Source organism: Streptomyces sp. NPDC079020, assembly GCF_044542225.1.
Classification (GTDB): domain Bacteria; phylum Actinomycetota; class Actinomycetes; order Streptomycetales; family Streptomycetaceae; genus Streptomyces.
Genome location: NZ_JBITUB010000016.1, coordinates 102,601 through 119,212 on the forward strand (window position 1 = coordinate 102,601; position 16,612 = coordinate 119,212).

Genomic DNA, 16,612 nt, shown 5'->3' on the forward strand with positions numbered 1-16,612 from the left:
AGTCCCCGTGGCCGCCCCCGGGCCCCCGTACCGGCATCAGGGCTTGCGGGCCACCGCGCCGAACTGGGCCACCTCGGGCGACTCGGCACCCTCCTCGGGACGCCAGCGGGAGCAGGACACGATGCCCGGCTCCAGCAGCTCCAGACCGGCCAGGAACTCCGCGAACTCGGCGCGGCTGCGCGCGGTGATCGGCGGGGTGGCGTTCTCGTTCCAGAAGCGCATCGCCGCCTCGTTGCCCTCGCCGCCCAGTTCCAGAGTGGGGTGGGTGAGCACCAGATAGCTGCCCGAGGGCATCGCGTCCATCAGCTTGCGCACGATGGAGAGGGCCTCGCCGGTGTCCAGCACGAAGTTCAGGATGCCGAGCATCATCACCGCGACCGGCTTCTTGAGGTCCAGCGTCGGCTCGACGGCCTTCAGGATCTGCTCGGGGTGGTGGGCGTCCGCGTCGATGTACTCGGTGGCCCCCTCGGGCGAGCTGGTCAGCAGGGCCCGCGCGTGGGCCAGCACGATCGGGTCGTTGTCGACGTAGACGATGTGCGAGTGCGGCGCGGTGTGCTGGGCGATCTCATGGGTGTTGTGGTACGTCGGCAGACCGGTGCCGATGTCCAGGAACTGGCTGATGCCCGCGTCGCCGGCCAGATGCCGCACGGCGCGGCCGAGGAACGCCCGGTCCGCGCGGGCCACTTCGCCGATGCTCGGATACATGCCGGTGACCTGCTCGCCGACCGCCCGGTCCACCGGATAGTTGTCCTTGCCGCCCAGCCAGTAGTTCCACACCCGGGCGTTGTGGGCGATGTCGGAACGGATGCGGGCGGGATCGGAGGGCTTGCGGGGATCGGTCACGTCTGCTCCTCTGGTGCCGGGCCGGGCATCACGGGCGATGCGGGCACTGCCCATCATGCCGGACGGATCAAGAAACGTCGCTGGTGGGGGAGTTGGCCAGCAGGCTGTGCAGGGCATCGATCCGGTTGGTGGTGATGGAGTCGACGCCCCGCCCGATCAGCCGGCGCATCGAGCGCTTGGTGTCGGGTGTCCAGACGGAGACCAGCAGGCCGTCGCGGTGCGCGCGGTCCGTCAGTTCCCGGCTGACCAGTCCGAACCGGTAGTTCAGCCAGCGCGGCTTCACCGCGTCCAGCAGCGTGGCGCGCGGCGGGGCGAGTGTCGTCCAGGTCAGCGCGATCTCGGCGGACGGGTCCGCCGCCCGCACCTGGAGCATCGTCCCGGCGCCCGCGCAGTAGTAGGCGCGCTCGCCGGCCCCGCACTCGCGGACCACCCCGACGATTCTCCGGACCGACGACTCCGTGGCGCCGGGCAGGTCGACCATCACCCGGTGCGCCCCCGCCGCGAGCAGCGCCTCGCGCAGGGTGGGCACCTGGCCGCGGGTCAGCTCCAGCAGCTCCCGGTGATCGAGACGCTCCAGCCGGCGGTCGTGGCCCCACAGCCGTTCCAGGGTGGCGTCGTGGAGCAGGACGGGCACCCCGTCGCGGGTCACCCTGACATCGATCTCGACCGCGTCCGCCCCCCGTTCGAGGGCGGAGCGGATCGAGGGCAGGGTGTTCTCGCGGAGCCGGTACGGATCGCCGCGATGCCCCACGGCGGTGACGGCGCCGGTGCTGGAGAAAGGTTTGGCCATGGGGCCATTGTGACCAATGAGGGTCAGCGGCCGGGAGTCTCCAGCCAGTTCGCCGTGTACGTGTCGATCTCGGCGGCGAGCTTCCGCTTGCCGGCCGGGTCGAGGAACGATGCCTCCACCGCGTTCTTCGCGAGGCCGGCGATACCCCGCTCGTCGAGGTCCAGGAGGCGGGCCGCCACCGCGTACTCGTTGTTGAGGTCGGTGCCGAACATGGGCGGGTCGTCACTGTTGATGGTGACGAGGACCCCGGCCCGCACCATCTCCCTGACCGGGTGCTGCTCGATGTCGGCGACGGCGCGGGTGGCGATGTTCGAGGTCGGGCAGACCTCCAGCGCGATCCGGTGCTCGGCCAGGTGCGCCAGCAGCTCGGGGTCCTGGGTGGCGCTGGTGCCGTGGCCGATGCGCTCGGCGCGCAGTGAGGTGAGCGCGTCCCAGATCGTCCGCGGTCCGGTGGTCTCCCCGGCGTGCGGCACGGAGTGCAGGCCCTCGGCGATGGCCCGGTCGAAGTAGGGCTTGAACTGCGGGCGGTCCACCCCGATCTCCGGTCCGCCCAGACCGAAGGAGACCAGCCCCTCGGGCCGCAGGTCCACCGCCAGCCGCGCGGTCTCCTCGGCCGAGACGAGCCCGGCCTCGCCGGGGATGTCGAAGCACCAGCGCAGGACGACACCGAACTCGGCCTCCGCGGCCTTGCGGGCGTCCTCGATGGCCTCCATGAAGCCCTGCTCGGGGATGCCCCGCCGGACCGAGCTGAACGGCGTGATGGTCAGCTCCGCGTACCGGATGTTCTGCCGGGCCATGTCCCGGGCGACCTCGAAGGTCAGCAGCCGGACGTCCTCGGGGGTGCGGATCAGGTCCACCACGGAGAGATAGACCTGGATGAAGTGCGCGAAGTCGGTGAACGTGAAGTAGTCGGCCAACGCCTCCGGGTCCGTGGGGACCTTGGAGTCCGGGTGGTGCGCGGCGAGCTCGGCGACGATGCGGGGCGAAGCGGATCCGACGTGATGGACATGGAGTTCGGCCTTGGGCAGCCCCGCGATGAACGGGTGCGGATCGGTCATGGGACATCTCCCGGGTCTGAAGGATTTCGGCCGGGCTCACCGGCTGCACCGGTCATCGTAGGCGGGGCCCGGCGGCCCGGTGCCGGGCCGTAGCATGACGGGACCATGATGGGGGAGGCCCATGTCAGACAACAGAGAGCAGCCCGGCGGCGGACCCGCGCCGCGCGATCCGTGGGCGCCGCCGGACAGCAGGGTGGATCTGGGCAAGCAGCCCGCCGACGCCCGTCCGCCCGCGGTGCACGACCAGCAGACGGTGACGTCGATGCCGGGCGCCGGTACGGCCCCCGGGGCCGGGACCGGTCCGATACCGGTGGCGGGGACCGGGCCGGTCCCGGGGTCCGGGCCGGTCCCGGGCGCCGGTGGCTTCGGCCCGTCGCCCGCCGACGTACCGCCGCCGCCGATCGCCCCGAACGGCCCCGGACCGGTGCCGGGTCCGCCCGGTCCGCCCGCCGGTCACTACGGCTACCCGGCACCGCCCGCGCAGCCGTACGGCGGCTACCCGGGGTACAACACCTTCGGCGGCCAGCCCGCCTGGGGCCCCGCGCCGTCGAACGGTCTGGGCACCGCCGCCCTGGTGCTCGGCATCATCTCGGTGGTCGCCTTCTGCATGTGGGGCATCGGCGCCCTGCTCGGCATCCTCGCGCTGACCTTCGGCATCATCGGCCGGGGCCGCGCGCAGCGGGGTGAGGCGAACAACGGAGGAATGGCCCTCGCGGGCATCATCCTGGGATCGATCGGCACCCTGATCGGCGCCGCGTTCCTCGGCTTCCTCATCTGGGCCGTGGCCAGCGGCGAGTCCAGCAGCGGCGAGGACATCTACGAGGACGACCCCTTCGCCACGTCCCTGGTCGTCGACGTCACCCGGTAGGCGGGAGCCACCGCGCGGCCGGCCGCTTCACCGGCCGGCCGCCCCGTACCGGCCGTCGCCGCCCGTGCGGGTCCGGGAATCACTCCCGGACCCGGACGGGCGGCGGTGTCACGCCGCGTCCCGGTCGCGCAGCCGTGTCCGCGCCTCCATCAGCGCGAAACCCAGCAGATTCAGCCCGCGCCACTGCTGCGGACGCTCCACCCGCTCGTCGTCCGCGGCGAGCCCGATGCCCCAGATCCGGTCCATGGGGCTCGCCTCGACCAGCACCCGCTCCCCGGTGTTCAGCAGGAACGCGCGCAGGCCGGGGTCCTGGCCGAACTTGTGGACGCTGCCCTCGACCACCAGCGCGAAGCGCTCCCGCACCCAGGTGTCCTCGTCGAAGCCGCGCACCAGCCGGCCGGCCTTCTTCGCCGCCGCCGGGCTGCTCGCCTCCAGGGCCTCACGCTCCGCCGCCGCGTCGCCGAAGAGCCGCGCCTTGCCGGCCATCATCCAGTGCTCGGCGGTCGGGTAGGTCACCGAGTCCACCGTGAACGGCGAGGGCCACCACTGACTGAGACAGCTCGGTCCGAGGGCGCCGTCGGGACGGGGGCGGTGACCCCAGAACGGCAGGTACTTCACCCGCCTGCCGTGCGCCACACCGGCCAGAAGGTCATCGATCCGTTCCATGACAGGTGAGTCTGGCATCCGCCACTGACACTCCGTACGGGGATTTCCGCACCGACACGACACATGGTCGACAGATTCCGTCGCGTAACCAAAAGGAAACAACGGAATCACTTGTTGGGCTCAGGTCCCTCTGTCAGGATCGGCACTCAATTCACGAAGAATCTACGCCGGTCCCGCCCAGCGGGCACGCGGCGGAGGAGAACGTCATGGGCAACGGCATCCAGGTGCAGGACCGCTTCGCGAAGGGTGCGCAGTTCATCGGCGGCGAACTGCTTCCCGGTACATCGGGACGCCACCACGAAGTGGTGAATCCGGCGACGGGCGAGACCGTCCACCGCTACGAACTCGCGGGCCCCGATGACGTGGACGCCGCCGTCGCCGCCGCCCGCGCGGCCTTCCCCGGCTGGTCCGCCGCCACCCCGGCCGAGCGCTCCGAGGCGATGCACCGGTTCGCGGCCGTCCTCGCCGGGCAGGCGGAGGACTTCGCGTACGCCGAGTCGCTCCAGTGCGGCAAGCCGATCAAGCTCTCCACCGAGTTCGACGTGCCCGGCACGATCGACAACACCTCGTTCTTCGCGGGCGCCGCCCGGCACCTGGAGGGCAGGTCCGCGGCCGAGTACGACGGCGACCACACCTCCTACGTACGCCGTGAGGCGATCGGGGTCATCGGCTCCATCGCCCCCTGGAACTACCCGCTCCAGATGGCCGCCTGGAAGATCCTCCCGGCCGTCGCGGCGGGCAACACCATCGTGCTGAAGCCCGCCGAGATCACCCCGCTGACCTCGCTGATGTTCGCGCAGGCGGCCACCGAGGCGGGCATTCCCGACGGGGTGATCAACGTCGTCACGGGCGCGGGCAAGGACGCGGGCGAGCACCTCGTGGGCCACCCGGACGTCGTGATGACCTCCTTCACCGGTTCCACCGCCGTCGGCAGGCGGGTCGCGGAGATCGCCACCTCCACCGTCAAGCGCCTCCACCTCGAACTCGGCGGCAAGGCCCCCTTCCTGGTCTTCGACGACGCCGACCTCGAAGCAGCGGTCAACGGCGCGGTCGCCGGCGCGCTCATCAACACCGGCCAGGACTGCACCGCCGCCACCCGCGCCTACGTCCAGCGCCCGCTGTACGACACCTTCGTGCGGGAGGTCGCCGCGCTGATGGAGACCGTGCGGCTCGGCGACCCCTTCGACCCGTCGACCGACCTCGGCCCGCTGATCAGCCACGCCCAGCGCGACCGGGTCGCCGGATTCGTCGAGCGGGCCCGCGCGTACGCCACCGTCGTCACCGGCGGCGAGGCACCCGGCGGCGACCTCGCCGCGGGCGCCTACTACCGGCCGACCCTGATCACGGACGCCGCCCAGGACAGCGAGATCGTCCAGTCGGAGATCTTCGGCCCGGTCCTGGTCGTGCTGCCCTTCGACACCGACGACGAGGGCATCGCCCTGGCCAACGACACCCCGTACGGGCTCGCCGCATCCGCCTGGACCCGCGATCTGTACCGCGCGGGCCGCGCCACCCGCGAGATCAAGGCGGGCTGTGTGTGGATCAACGACCACATCCCGATCATCAGCGAGATGCCGCACGGCGGCTACAAGGCCAGTGGCTTCGGCAAGGACATGTCCTCGTACTCCTTCGAGGAGTACACGCAGGTCAAGCACGTCATGTACGACAACACCGCGGTGGCCCGGAAGGACTGGCACCGCACGATCTTCGGGGACCGATAGCAGTCGCCGCCGACCGGCGGCCACACCCACCCGAAAGGGCAACGCGTATGGAGAGTTACGAGCCCGACCGCCTCTCACCGCCCCAGCTGGCGGCCATGAGGCGGAGCCTGACCACCGGCCGGGGCGCCCTCACCCGCCGTTCACTGCTGCGTGCCTCCGGCATGGGGGCGCTCGCGCTCGGAGGGCTCGGCACGCTCGGCGCGTGCGGTATCCCGCCCGCCAAACGGGCGGACGGCGGGGCGGCCTCAGACGACCACTCGGCCGAGGAGAAGCAGGTCACCTTCTCCAACTGGACCGAGTACATGGACGTCGGCGAGGACGACAAGGGCCGCCCCACCCTGGAGGCGTTCACCGAGCGCACCGGGATCAGGGTCAAGTACACCGAGGACATCAACGACAACGTCGAGTTCTTCGGGAAGATCAAGCCGCAGCTGGCGGCCGGCCAGGACACCGGGCGCGACCTCATCTGCGTCACCGACTGGCTCGCCGCCCGCATGATCCGGCTCGGCTGGGTGCAGAAGCTCGACCCGGCGAACCTGCCGCACGCGTTCGCCAACCTCTCCTCCCAGTTCCGCACCCCCGACTGGGACCCGGGCCGTGCCTACTCCTACCCCTGGACCGGCATCCCCGCCGTCATCGCCTACAACGTGAAGGCGACCGGCGGCCGCAAGGTCGACTCCATCACCCAGCTGCTGGACGACCCCAAGCTCAAGGGCAAGGTCTCCTTCCTCTCCGAGATGCGCGACTCGGTCGGGCTGACGCTGCTCGACATGGGCAAGGACCCCGGGAACTTCACCGACGCCGACTACGACGCCGCGATCGGGCGCATACAGAAAGGCGTCGACAAGAAGCAGATCCGCCGCTTCACCGGGAACGACTACACCGCGGATCTGAGCAAGGGCGACATCGCCGCCTGTGTCGCCTGGGCCGGTGACATCATCCAGCTCCAGGCCGACAACCCGGACATCGAGTACGCCATCCCGGCCGCCGGTTACATCACCTCCACCGACAACCTGCTCGTCCCCGCGCAGGCCCGGCACCGGACCAACGCCGAGAAGCTCATCGACCACTACTACGAGCCGAAGGTCGCCGCCCAGCTCGCCGCGTACATCAACTACGTGTGCCCCGTCGACGGCGTACGCGACGAACTCGCCCGGATCGACGAGGCGATGGCCTCCAACGCCCTGATCCTCCCCGACAAGGAGATGGCGGCGAAGTCCCGCTCCTTCCGCTCGCTGAGCACGGAGGAAGAGACGGCGTACGAAGAGAAGTTCGCCAAGCTCATCGGAGCCTGAGCCGGCCGCCGGCGCCTCCCGTGCCGGCGGGCCCCTCGTGCGCCCCCTTCCCCGATCTCTCCCCCCGAACACACTGGGACCGCGACCCATGACACAGCAGCAGACAGCGGGCGGCGACGTCCGCCTCTCCGGGATCAGCAAGACCTACGGCTCCTTCACCGCCGTACAGCCGCTCGATCTGACCGTGCCGCAGGGCTCCTTCTTCGCGCTGCTCGGCGCGTCCGGCTGCGGCAAGACCACCACCCTGCGGATGATCGCGGGCCTTGAGGAGGCGACCACCGGCACCGTCTCGCTCGGCGGCGTCGACATCACGGGCCTGCCCCCGTACAAGCGGCCCGTCAACACCGTCTTCCAGAGCTACGCGCTCTTCCCGCACCTGGACATCACCGAGAACATCGCCTTCGGACTGCGCAGGCGCCGCATCAAGTCCGTGCGGAAACAGGTCGACGACATGCTGGAACTCGTCCAGCTCGGCGACTTCGCCCGCCGCAAGCCGCACCAGCTCTCCGGTGGCCAGCAGCAGCGCGTCGCCGTGGCCCGCGCGCTCATCAACCACCCGCAGGTGCTCCTGCTCGATGAGCCGCTCGGCGCCCTCGACCTCAAGCTGCGCCGCCAGATGCAGCTGGAGCTCAAGCGGATCCAGACCGAGGTCGGCATCACGTTCGTCCATGTCACCCACGACCAGGAAGAGGCCATGACCATGGCCGACACCGTCGCGGTGATGAACGGCGGCCGGGTCGAGCAGCTCGGTGCCCCCGCCGATCTGTACGAGAACCCGCGGACGACCTTTGTCGCGAACTTCCTCGGTACCTCGAACCTCATCAAGGGCGAGATCCTCTCCACCGGCGGGGATCTCGTCGTCTCCGCGGGCGGCGGGAAGCTCAGGCTGCCCGGCGGCCGGTGTTCGGCCCCGGCGGAGAACGGCGGCAGGATCCTCCTGGGCGTCCGCCCCGAGAAGATCTCCCTCACGCACGCCGACGACGCCGGCTCCATAGCCGACGGCCGCAACCGCGTCTCCGGCCGGATCGTCGACTCCAGCTTCATCGGGGTCTCCACCCAGTACGTGGTGCGCAGCGCCACGGGCCAGGCGCTCCAGGTCTACGAGCAGAACGTCGAGCGGCGCGCGGGGCTCGCCCCCGGAGCCGAGGTCGTCCTGCACTGGAACCCCTCCCACACCTTCGGCCTCGGGGCCGACCAGGACATCGACGCCGGTGTGGAGAGCGTGGAGGACGCGGCGTGAGTGTCACCGACGCGCCTCCCGCGAAGACCGCCGAGCCGCAGCCGCGCGAGCCCGCCGTCCGCAAGCCCTCCACCCGTAAGCGGCTCGTCCCGTACTGGCTGCTGCTCCCCGGCATCCTGTGGCTCGTCGTCTTCTTCGCCCTGCCTCTCGTCTACCAGGCGTCGACCTCCGTGCAGACCGGGTCCCTGGAGAAGGGCTTCGAGGTCACCTGGCACTTCGCGACCTACTGGGACGCGCTGCGGGACTACTACCCGCAGTTCATCCGCTCCCTGCTCTACGCGGGCACCGCCACGATCCTGTGCCTGCTGCTGGGCTATCCGCTCGCGTATCTGATCGCGTTCAAGGCGGGCCGCTGGCGCAACTTGGTACTGGTGCTGGTCATCGCCCCGTTCTTCACCAGCTTCCTCATCCGTACGCTGGCCTGGAAGACGATCCTCGCGGACGGCGGCGCGGTCGTCGACGTCCTGAACACCCTGCACGTCCTGGACGTCACCAGCTGGCTCGGCTGGACCGAGTCCAACCGTGTGCTGGCCACCCCGATGGCCGTCGTCTGCGGCCTGACGTACAACTTCCTGCCGTTCATGATCCTGCCGCTCTACACCTCGCTGGAGCGGATCGACGGCCGGCTCCACGAGGCGGCGGGCGATCTGTACGCCACCCCCGCCACCACCTTCCGCAAGGTGACGTTCCCGCTGTCCATGCCGGGGGTCGTCTCCGGGACCCTGCTGACCTTCATCCCGGCCAGCGGCGACTACGTCAACGCGGAACTGCTCGGCTCCACCGACACCAAGATGGTCGGCAGCGTGATCCAGACCCAGTTCCTGAGGGTCCTGGACTATCCGACGGCCGCCGCGCTCTCGTTCATCCTCATGGCGATCGTCCTGCTGATGGTCACCGTCTACATCCGCCGCTCCGGGACGGAGGACCTGGTCTGATGCCCGTACTGCGCTGGCTTCGCCGCCATCTGATCGTCATCGCGGGTCTGCTGACCCTCGCGTACATGATCCTGCCGAACATCGTCGTGATGGTGTTCTCGTTCAACAAGCCGAACGGGCGCTTCAACTACGCCTGGCAGCGGTTCTCGCTGGACGCCTGGAAGGACCCCTGCGGGGTCGCCGACATGTGCGGCTCGCTCTCGCTCTCCCTCCAGATCGCCGCGTGGGCCACCGTCGGCGCGACGGTGCTCGGCACGATGATCGCCTTCGCGCTGGTCCGCTACCGCTTCCGGGCGCGCGGCGCGATCAGCTCGCTGATCTTCCTGCCGATGGCGATGCCCGAGGTCGTCATGGCCGCGTCGCTGCTCACGCTCTTCCTCAACATGGGTGCCGAGCTGGGCTTCTGGACCGTGCTGATCGCCCACATCATGTTCTGCCTCAGCTTCGTGGTGACGGCGGTCAAGGCACGGGTGATGTCGATGGACCCCCGGCTGGAGGAGGCCGCCCGTGACCTCTACGCGGGGCCCGTCCAGACCTTCGTCCGGGTGACCCTGCCGATCGCCGCCCCCGGAATCGCCGCAGGCGCGCTGCTCGCCTTCGCGCTCTCCTTCGACGATTTCATCATCACCAATTTCAACGCGGGCTCGACCGTGACCTTCCCCATGTTCGTCTGGGGATCGGCACAGCGCGGCACGCCCGTGCAGATCAACGTCATCGGCACCGCGATGTTCATCATTGCGGTACTGGTGGTACTCGCCGGCCAGCTCGTCGCGAACCGGCGGAAGAACAGCGCGAAGAACTGAAAGTCCTGAAGGAGTTGGAAACCATGGCCCCAGCTGCCATGCGTAGTGCCGCACAATCCCTTTCCGGCGCGAAGCCGGTCTCCTACTGGCTCGACGACCCCGCCAGGCCCGAGGCGCTCCCCGCCCTCACCGGCGACGAGCGGACCGACCTGCTCGTCATCGGCGGTGGCTACAGCGGGCTGTGGACCGCGCTCCTGGCCAAGGAGCGCGACCCGCAGCGCGATGTCGTCCTGATCGAGGGGCACGAGGTGGGCTGGGCCGCCTCCGGGCGCAACGGCGGATTCTGCGCCGCCTCGCTCACCCACGGCCTGCCCAACGGACTGGAGCGCTGGCCGGAGGAGATCGGGAAGCTGGAGGAGCTGGGCGCACAGAACCTCGACGCCATCGAGGCGGCCGTCGCCCGCTACGGCATCGACTGCGAGTTCGAGCGGACCGGCGAGATCGATGTCGCCACCGAACCGCACCAGCTCGAAGAGCTGCGGGAATGGCACCGGGAGGCCACGGAGCGGGGCTTCAACGGGCTGGAATTCCTCGACCGCGACGCACTGCGCGCCGAGGTCGACTCACCCACCTTCCTGGGCGGGCTCTGGGACCGGCGCGGGGTCGCGATGCTGCACCCCGCCAAGCTGGCCTGGGGACTGAAGCAGGCCTGCCTCGGCCTCGGCGTACGTATCCACGAGCACACCCGTGCCCTCGAACTCGCCCGTACGGGCTCCGGAATGGCGGTCCGCACCCCCTACGGGCGGGTCTTCGCCCGCCGGGTCGCGCTCGGCACGAACATCTTCCCCTCGCTCGTCAAGCGGGTCCGCCCGTACACCGTGCCGGTCTACGACTACGCGCTGATGACCGAACCGCTCACCCCCGGACAGCTCGCCTCCATCGGCTGGAGGAACCGTCAGGGGCTGGGCGACAGCGCCAATCAGTTCCACTATTTCCGGCTCTCCGCGGACCATCGGATTCTGTGGGGCGGCTATGACGCGATCTATCCCTACGGAGGCCGGCTCAGCGCCGACCTGGACCAGCGCCCGGAGACCTTCCTGAAGCTCGCGGACCAGTTCTTCACCTGTTTTCCGCAGCTTTCCGGGCTGAATTTCTCGCACGCCTGGGGAGGTGCCATCGACACCTGTTCCCGCTTCTCCGCCTTTTTCGGAACGGCCCATCAGGGGCGCGTCGCGTATGCCGCCGGATATACCGGGCTGGGTGTCGGGGCGACCCGTTTCGGGGCGGATGTGATGCTCGATCTGCTGTCCGGCGAGCGCACCGAACGGACCGGGCTGGAGATGGTCCGCTCCAAGCCGATGCCGTTCCCGCCGGAACCCTTCGCCTGGGCCGGTATCGAGCTCACCAAGCGGTCCCTGGCCCATGCCGACAGCCATGGCGGACGCCGCAATCTGTGGCTGCGGACCATGGACCGGCTGGGGCTCGGATTCGACAGCTGAGCTGCGCCGATGTCGCTGTGACCCACTTCACTACCGACGAGTAGTGAAAACCCGCGTCATGATCGGGGCCCGGCCCTCTCTCGCTCGTGTACGCACCGGCGGGACCCTGCCGGTGCCCAGGGAACGGGAAGGCAGGTCATGACTGACTCGGGGGTAAAGGCGGCGGTGCAGTGGCTCGTGTCCGCGGCACCGGACCCGGCCGCGTGCCGGTGGGAATGGGAGCGCAATCCTCATGGGATCGCGCTCCTTCCCGCCGGAAAGCGCTGGGACGTACTGATTCTGCCGGGTGGCCTGGGGCGTCCGACGCTCGGTGTGCTCACCCGCCTCGTCGACCGGCCCGGCCCGGTCCTCGCCGACTTCGGTGAGGCCCGGCTGGGCTTCTTCGTGCCGCCCGGCACCGTGTCTCGGTGGCTCGGAACCGGCGTACGGGGGGCGGGCCGGGGGACCTGGATCGTCGTCCCGTACCCGGGGCGGGCGGCCGGGGGAGTGCGCTGGGTGATCCCGCCCGACGGCTCGGGGACGCTCGTCGACGCGACCCTGTTGGAACTCGCGATGCACGAGGCCGCGGGGGCGGCGGCGCTCGGCGACGGGGGCGGGACCGAGGGGGGACGGAGCAGCTGAGAGGGGAGGGGCGTGGCATCCGAGTGGCGCCAGAGGTCTTGACAACCTGATTGGTCTGGACCATGTTGTGCGCACGCCACGCCCAATTCCCCCCTGCACGGAGGCTGTTGTGGAACGCACGGGACCCCCTGCCCGATATTCCGGACTTCTGGCCGCATTCTCGGCCGCCCTGCTCGCCGCCGGCACGCTGGTCGCCTCGGCGCCCGCGGCCGGGGCGGCCGATGCCGACCTGGCGCGAAACGGCGGTTTCGAGGCGGGCCTGGACGGCTGGAGCTGTACCGGCGGCAGCGGAGCCGCGGTCAGTACGCCCGCGCGCAGCGGCACTTCCGCGCTGCGGGCCACCCCGGCCGGCAGCGACAACGCCAAGTGCTCCCAGACCGTGACGGTCAGGCCCGACTCCACGTACACGCTCAGCGCCTGGGTGCAGGGTTCCTACGTCTACCTCGGCGCGGCCGGCACCGGCACCACCGATGTGTCCACCTGGACCCAGTCAGCCGGAGTGTGGAAGCAGCTCACCACCACCTTCCGGACCGGGCCCGCCACGACCTCGGTGAGCGTCTACACCCACGGCTGGTTCGGCACTCCCGCCTACTACGCCGACGACCTCACCCTGATCGGTCCGGGCGGCGACCCCGTCACGCTCCCGTCGGTGCCCGCCGGGCTGAGGGCCGGGGAGCCCACCTCCTCCTCCGTGCCCCTGTCCTGGACGGCCGCCACCGGCGCCACCGGTTACCACGTGTACCGGGGCGGTACGAAGGTGGACTCGGTCACCGGCACCTCCACCACGGTGACGGGCCTGACCGCCTCGACCGCGTACAGCTTCCAGGTCGCCGCGACCAGCGCCGCCGGGGAGTCCGCGAAGTCGGCCGCCGTCACCGCGACCACCACCGCGGGCGGGGGCGGCGGTGACGCCGGGCTCCCGGCCCACGCGCTCGTCGGCTACCTCCACTCCAGCTTCGCCAACGGCTCGGGCTACACGCGGATGGCGGACGTGCCCGCCTCCTGGGACGTCATCAACCTCGCCTTCGGCGAGCCGACCTCCGTCACCTCGGGCGACATCCGCTTCTCGCTGTGCCCCGTGGCCGAATGCCCGAACGTCGAGTCCGAGGCGGAGTTCAAGGCCGCCATCAAGGCCAAGCAGGCCGCGGGCAAGAAGGTGCTGATCTCCATCGGCGGCCAGAACGGCCAGGTGCAGCTCTCCACCACCGCCGCCCGTGACGCCTTCGTCTCGTCCGTCTCCAAGATCATCGATACCTACGGTCTGGACGGCCTGGACATCGACTTCGAGGGGCACTCCCTCTCGCTGAACACCGGTGACACCGACTTCCGCAGCCCCACCTCCCCGGTCATCGTCAACCTGATCTCCGCGGTGAAGTCCCTCAAGGCCAAGTACGGCTCCGACTTCGTCCTCACCATGGCGCCCGAGACCTTCTTCGTGCAGCTCGGCTACCAGTACTACGGCTCCGGCCCCTGGGGCGGCCAGGACCCGCGCGCCGGTGCCTACCTCCCGGTCATCCACGCGCTGCGGGACGATCTGACCCTGCTGCACGTCCAGGACTACAACTCGGGCTCCATCATGGGCCTGGACAACCAGTACCACTCGATGGGCGGCGCCGACTTCCACGTCGCCATGACGGACATGCTGCTCACCGGCTTCCCGGTGGTGGGCGACCGGACGAAGGTCTTCCCGGCGCTCCGTCCCGAGCAGGTCGCCTTCGGTCTGCCGGCCTCGACCCAGGCGGGCAACGGGCACACCTCGCCCGCCGAGGTCACCAAGGCGCTGAACTGCCTGACGAAGAAGACCGACTGCGGTTCGTACCAGACCCACGGCACCTGGCCGGGGCTGCGCGGACTGATGACCTGGTCGATCAACTGGGACCGCTTCAACAACTGGGAGTTCTCGAAGAACTTCGACGCGTACTTCGGCGGCTGACCCGCTCCAGTCCCGCCCGGAGCGCCAGCAGCAGCACCCCGCTCAGGCACCAGCTGCCGGCCACGTCCAGTGGCCAGTGGTAGCCGCGCAGCACCAGGCCGGTGCTCGTCGCCGCCGTCAGCACGACGGCGACGGCGGGCACCGGCCATGAGCGCTTCGCATACGGGGCCAGCAGCAGGGCCGCCGCGCCGTACGCCACCGCGGCGGTCGCCGTATGGCCGGAGGGGTAGTAGCCGGTCGCGTCGGTCAGGGGGCCCTGGCGGTCGGTCCAGATCTTCAGCGGGACGACCAGCGCCGGTACGGCCGCCATGGTGAGTGCCGCGTACAACGGTTCGCGCCGGGCGCCGCGGACCAGGGCGAAGACGATCGCGCAGGCCAGGACCGGCAGCGCGACCTGCGTATTGCCGAGGTCGGAGAGGGCGTCGGTGAACCCGGCGGAGCCCCGCCCCGCCAGGGCCCGGCCGATCCGCTCGTCCGGTCCGAGCAGGGGGCCGTCGGCCACGACCTGCCAGGTGATGAGCGCGAAGACGCTCAGCAGCACCGACAGCCGGACGACGAGAGAAGCCGGCCACCCGGGAACAGGGGGGGTTGTTCCGGGATGGCCGGCCGGATCGGTTCGCCGCGCGCCCCGGGGGGTGTGGGGCGAGCGGCCGTCCGATCGGTGAGAAGTCCCGGAGCCAGAGGCTCCGGTGGTGTGCGCGAAGGCACGACCGGGTCCGTGCTGGGGAAGCCCCGGCCCGGCATCGCCCGCAGTCCCCTGCGGGCGAGGTGTTTCTCTCATCTGCAGAAACCGTACGGCAGCCGGAGGGCGACCGACAGTCGGAACCCGGTCCCGCCATCGGCCCCGCACACCTTCTTCACAGGCCCACACGCGCGCCGCGTCCAGCCCCGGGAAAAGTCCCGCACCCTCGGCCTGAAGTTCGATTTGATCAGGCCTTGGCGAACGCCTGCTCGATGATGTCGAGCCCCTCGTTCAGCAGGTCCTCGCCGATGACGAGCGGCGGCAGGAAGCGCAGCACATTGCCGTACGTGCCACAGGTGAGGACCAGCAGACCCTCGGCGTGGCAGGCCTTGGCGAGCGCGCCGGCGGCCTCCGGGTTCGGGTCCTTCGTACCGGACTTCACCAGCTCGATCGCGATCATGGCGCCGCGGCCGCGGATGTCACCGATGATGTCGCCGTTCGGCAGCTTCGCCCGCATCTCGGCGAGGCGCCCCTTCATGACCTCCTCGATGCGCCGGGCCTTCCCGTTCAGGTCCAGCTCGCGCATGGTCTCGATCGCGCCGAGCGCGCCCGCGCAGGCGACCGGGTTGCCGCCGTACGTGCCGCCCAGGCCGCCGGCGTGCGCGGCGTCCATGATCTCGGCGCGGCCGGTGACGGCGGACAGCGGCAGGCCGCCCGCGATGCCCTTGGCGGTGGTGATCAGGTCCGGGACGATGCCCTCGTCCTCGCAGGCGAACCACTGGCCGGTACGGCAGAAGCCGGACTGGATCTCGTCCGCGACGAACACGATGCCGTTGTCCTCGGCGAACCGGGCGATCGCCGGGAGGAAGCCCTTGGCGGGCTCGATGAAGCCGCCCTCGCCGAGGACCGGCTCGATGATGATCGCGGCGACGTTGTCCGCGCCGATCTGCTTGGTGATCTCGTCGATCGCCTGGGCGGAGGCCTCGGCGCCGGCGTTCTCGGCACCGGTCGGCCAGCGGTAGCCGTAGGCGACCGGGACCCGGTAGACCTCGGGCGCGAACGGACCGAAGCCCTGCTTGTACGGCATGTTCTTCGCCGTCAGCGCCATCGTGAGGTTCGTCCGGCCGTGGTAGCCGTGGTCGAAGACGACGACCGCGGTGCGCTTGGTGTAGGCGCGGGCGATCTTCACCGCGTTCTCGACGGCCTCGGCACCCGAGTTGAACAGCGCGGACTTCTTCGCGTGGTCGCCCGGCGTCAGCTCGGCGAGCTGCTCGCAGACCTCGACGTACCCCTCGTACGGCGTGACCATGAAACAGGTGTGGGTGAAGTCGGCGAGCTGCGCGGACGCGCGGCGTACGACGGCCTCGGCGGAGGCGCCCACCGACGTCACGGCGATACCGGAACCGAAGTCGATCAGCCGGTTGCCGTCCACGTCCTCGATGATCCCGCCGCCGGCACGGGCGGTGAACACCGGCAGGGTGGAGCCCACACCTGCGGCGACCGCCGCGACACGGCGAGCCTGCAGCTCGGCCGACTTCGGGCCGGGGATGGCGGTGACGACGCGGCGCTCCTGCGGAATTGCGGTCATGAGGGGCTCCTGGGGGTGTTTCGGACGCTTCTTCGTGCAGGCTAGGGGTGCCGCGACGGCACGGGCATGCTCCGATCGGGAGTGGTGGGCGCGTGTCCTTGTCCGTCGCGGACAGATGCCGGTACGCGGG

Annotated in this window: 15 protein-coding genes; 9 read left to right on the plus strand and 6 right to left on the minus strand. The window is 70.3% G+C overall.

The features are described 5' to 3' along the window. Positions 1–36: 36 nt before the first annotated feature. The 3 genes from ACIGJO_RS28780 to ACIGJO_RS28790 are packed head-to-tail and all read right to left on the minus strand — an operon-like array spanning position 37 to position 2,691. A complete protein-coding gene (locus tag ACIGJO_RS28780; RefSeq protein ID WP_399963121.1) occupies positions 37–897 on the minus strand; it encodes an SAM-dependent methyltransferase in 861 nt (286 codons plus the stop codon). 13 nt (positions 898–910) lie between these two features. After that, on the minus strand, positions 911–1,633 hold the full coding sequence (locus ACIGJO_RS28785) for a glycerophosphodiester phosphodiesterase (RefSeq protein ID WP_399962970.1): 723 nt from the start codon (positions 1,631–1,633) through the stop codon (positions 911–913). A 23-nt stretch (positions 1,634–1,656) separates the two neighbouring features. After that, a complete protein-coding gene (locus ACIGJO_RS28790; protein WP_399962973.1) occupies positions 1,657–2,691 on the minus strand; it encodes an adenosine deaminase in 1,035 nt (344 codons plus the stop codon). A 121-nt stretch (positions 2,692–2,812) separates the two neighbouring features. On the opposite strand from ACIGJO_RS28790, the gene ACIGJO_RS28795 reads away from it, so the two are divergent. After that, complete coding sequence (locus tag ACIGJO_RS28795; protein ID WP_399962975.1) at positions 2,813–3,559, plus strand: DUF4190 domain-containing protein; 747 nt, start codon at positions 2,813–2,815, stop codon at positions 3,557–3,559. Positions 3,560–3,667: 108 nt separating this feature from the next. On the opposite strand, the gene ACIGJO_RS28800 is transcribed toward ACIGJO_RS28795, so the two are convergent. Next, complete coding sequence (locus ACIGJO_RS28800) at positions 3,668–4,225, minus strand: NADAR family protein (protein ID WP_399962977.1); 558 nt, start codon at positions 4,223–4,225, stop codon at positions 3,668–3,670. Between the two features lie 206 nt (positions 4,226–4,431). On the opposite strand from ACIGJO_RS28800, the gene ACIGJO_RS28805 reads away from it, so the two are divergent. The 8 genes from ACIGJO_RS28805 (at position 4,432) to ACIGJO_RS28840 (ending at position 14,212) form a co-directional block, all read left to right on the plus strand. Continuing rightward, positions 4,432–5,946, plus strand: a complete 1,515-nt coding sequence (locus ACIGJO_RS28805; protein ID WP_399962979.1) for a gamma-aminobutyraldehyde dehydrogenase — start codon at positions 4,432–4,434, stop codon at positions 5,944–5,946. A 47-nt stretch (positions 5,947–5,993) separates the two neighbouring features. Next, the gene (locus ACIGJO_RS28810; protein ID WP_399962981.1) at positions 5,994–7,241 is read left to right on the plus strand and encodes a PotD/PotF family extracellular solute-binding protein; all 1,248 of its coding nucleotides are present in this window, start codon (positions 5,994–5,996) and stop codon (positions 7,239–7,241) included. Positions 7,242–7,329: 88 nt separating this feature from the next. Then, a complete protein-coding gene (locus ACIGJO_RS28815; RefSeq protein WP_399962983.1) occupies positions 7,330–8,481 on the plus strand; it encodes an ABC transporter ATP-binding protein in 1,152 nt (383 codons plus the stop codon). Further along, positions 8,478–9,416: an ABC transporter permease gene (locus tag ACIGJO_RS28820; RefSeq protein ID WP_399962987.1), complete on the plus strand. Its 939-nt coding sequence runs from the start codon at positions 8,478–8,480 to the stop codon at positions 9,414–9,416. The genes ACIGJO_RS28815 and ACIGJO_RS28820 overlap by 4 nt, the downstream gene beginning before the upstream one ends. Continuing rightward, positions 9,416–10,219 carry an ABC transporter permease gene (locus ACIGJO_RS28825; protein WP_399962989.1) on the plus strand — a complete coding sequence of 268 codons (804 nt, stop codon included), beginning with the start codon at positions 9,416–9,418 and terminating at the stop codon, positions 10,217–10,219. The genes ACIGJO_RS28820 and ACIGJO_RS28825 overlap by 1 nt, the downstream gene beginning before the upstream one ends. Positions 10,220–10,242: 23 nt before the next feature. Further along, entirely contained in the window at positions 10,243–11,658 is a 1,416-nt protein-coding gene (locus tag ACIGJO_RS28830; RefSeq protein ID WP_399962991.1) for an NAD(P)/FAD-dependent oxidoreductase, read from the plus strand. A gap of 138 nt (positions 11,659–11,796) precedes the next feature. Continuing rightward, positions 11,797–12,279 carry a hypothetical protein gene (locus ACIGJO_RS28835; RefSeq protein WP_399962993.1) on the plus strand — a complete coding sequence of 161 codons (483 nt, stop codon included), beginning with the start codon at positions 11,797–11,799 and terminating at the stop codon, positions 12,277–12,279. Between the two features lie 109 nt (positions 12,280–12,388). Continuing rightward, positions 12,389–14,212 (plus strand): chitinase, encoded by a 1,824-nt coding sequence (locus tag ACIGJO_RS28840; RefSeq protein WP_399962995.1) that lies wholly within the window; start codon positions 12,389–12,391, stop codon positions 14,210–14,212. On the opposite strand, the gene ACIGJO_RS28845 is transcribed toward ACIGJO_RS28840, so the two are convergent. Further along, positions 14,163–14,993, minus strand: coding sequence for a phosphatase PAP2 family protein (locus ACIGJO_RS28845; RefSeq protein ID WP_399962997.1), 831 nt, complete (start codon positions 14,991–14,993; stop codon positions 14,163–14,165). The two genes, ACIGJO_RS28840 and ACIGJO_RS28845, sit on opposite strands and share 50 nt — an antisense overlap. Positions 14,994–15,141: 148 nt before the next feature. Next, on the minus strand, positions 15,142–16,482 hold the full coding sequence (gabT, locus tag ACIGJO_RS28850; RefSeq protein ID WP_399962999.1) for a 4-aminobutyrate--2-oxoglutarate transaminase: 1,341 nt from the start codon (positions 16,480–16,482) through the stop codon (positions 15,142–15,144). Positions 16,483–16,612 lie beyond the last annotated feature (130 nt).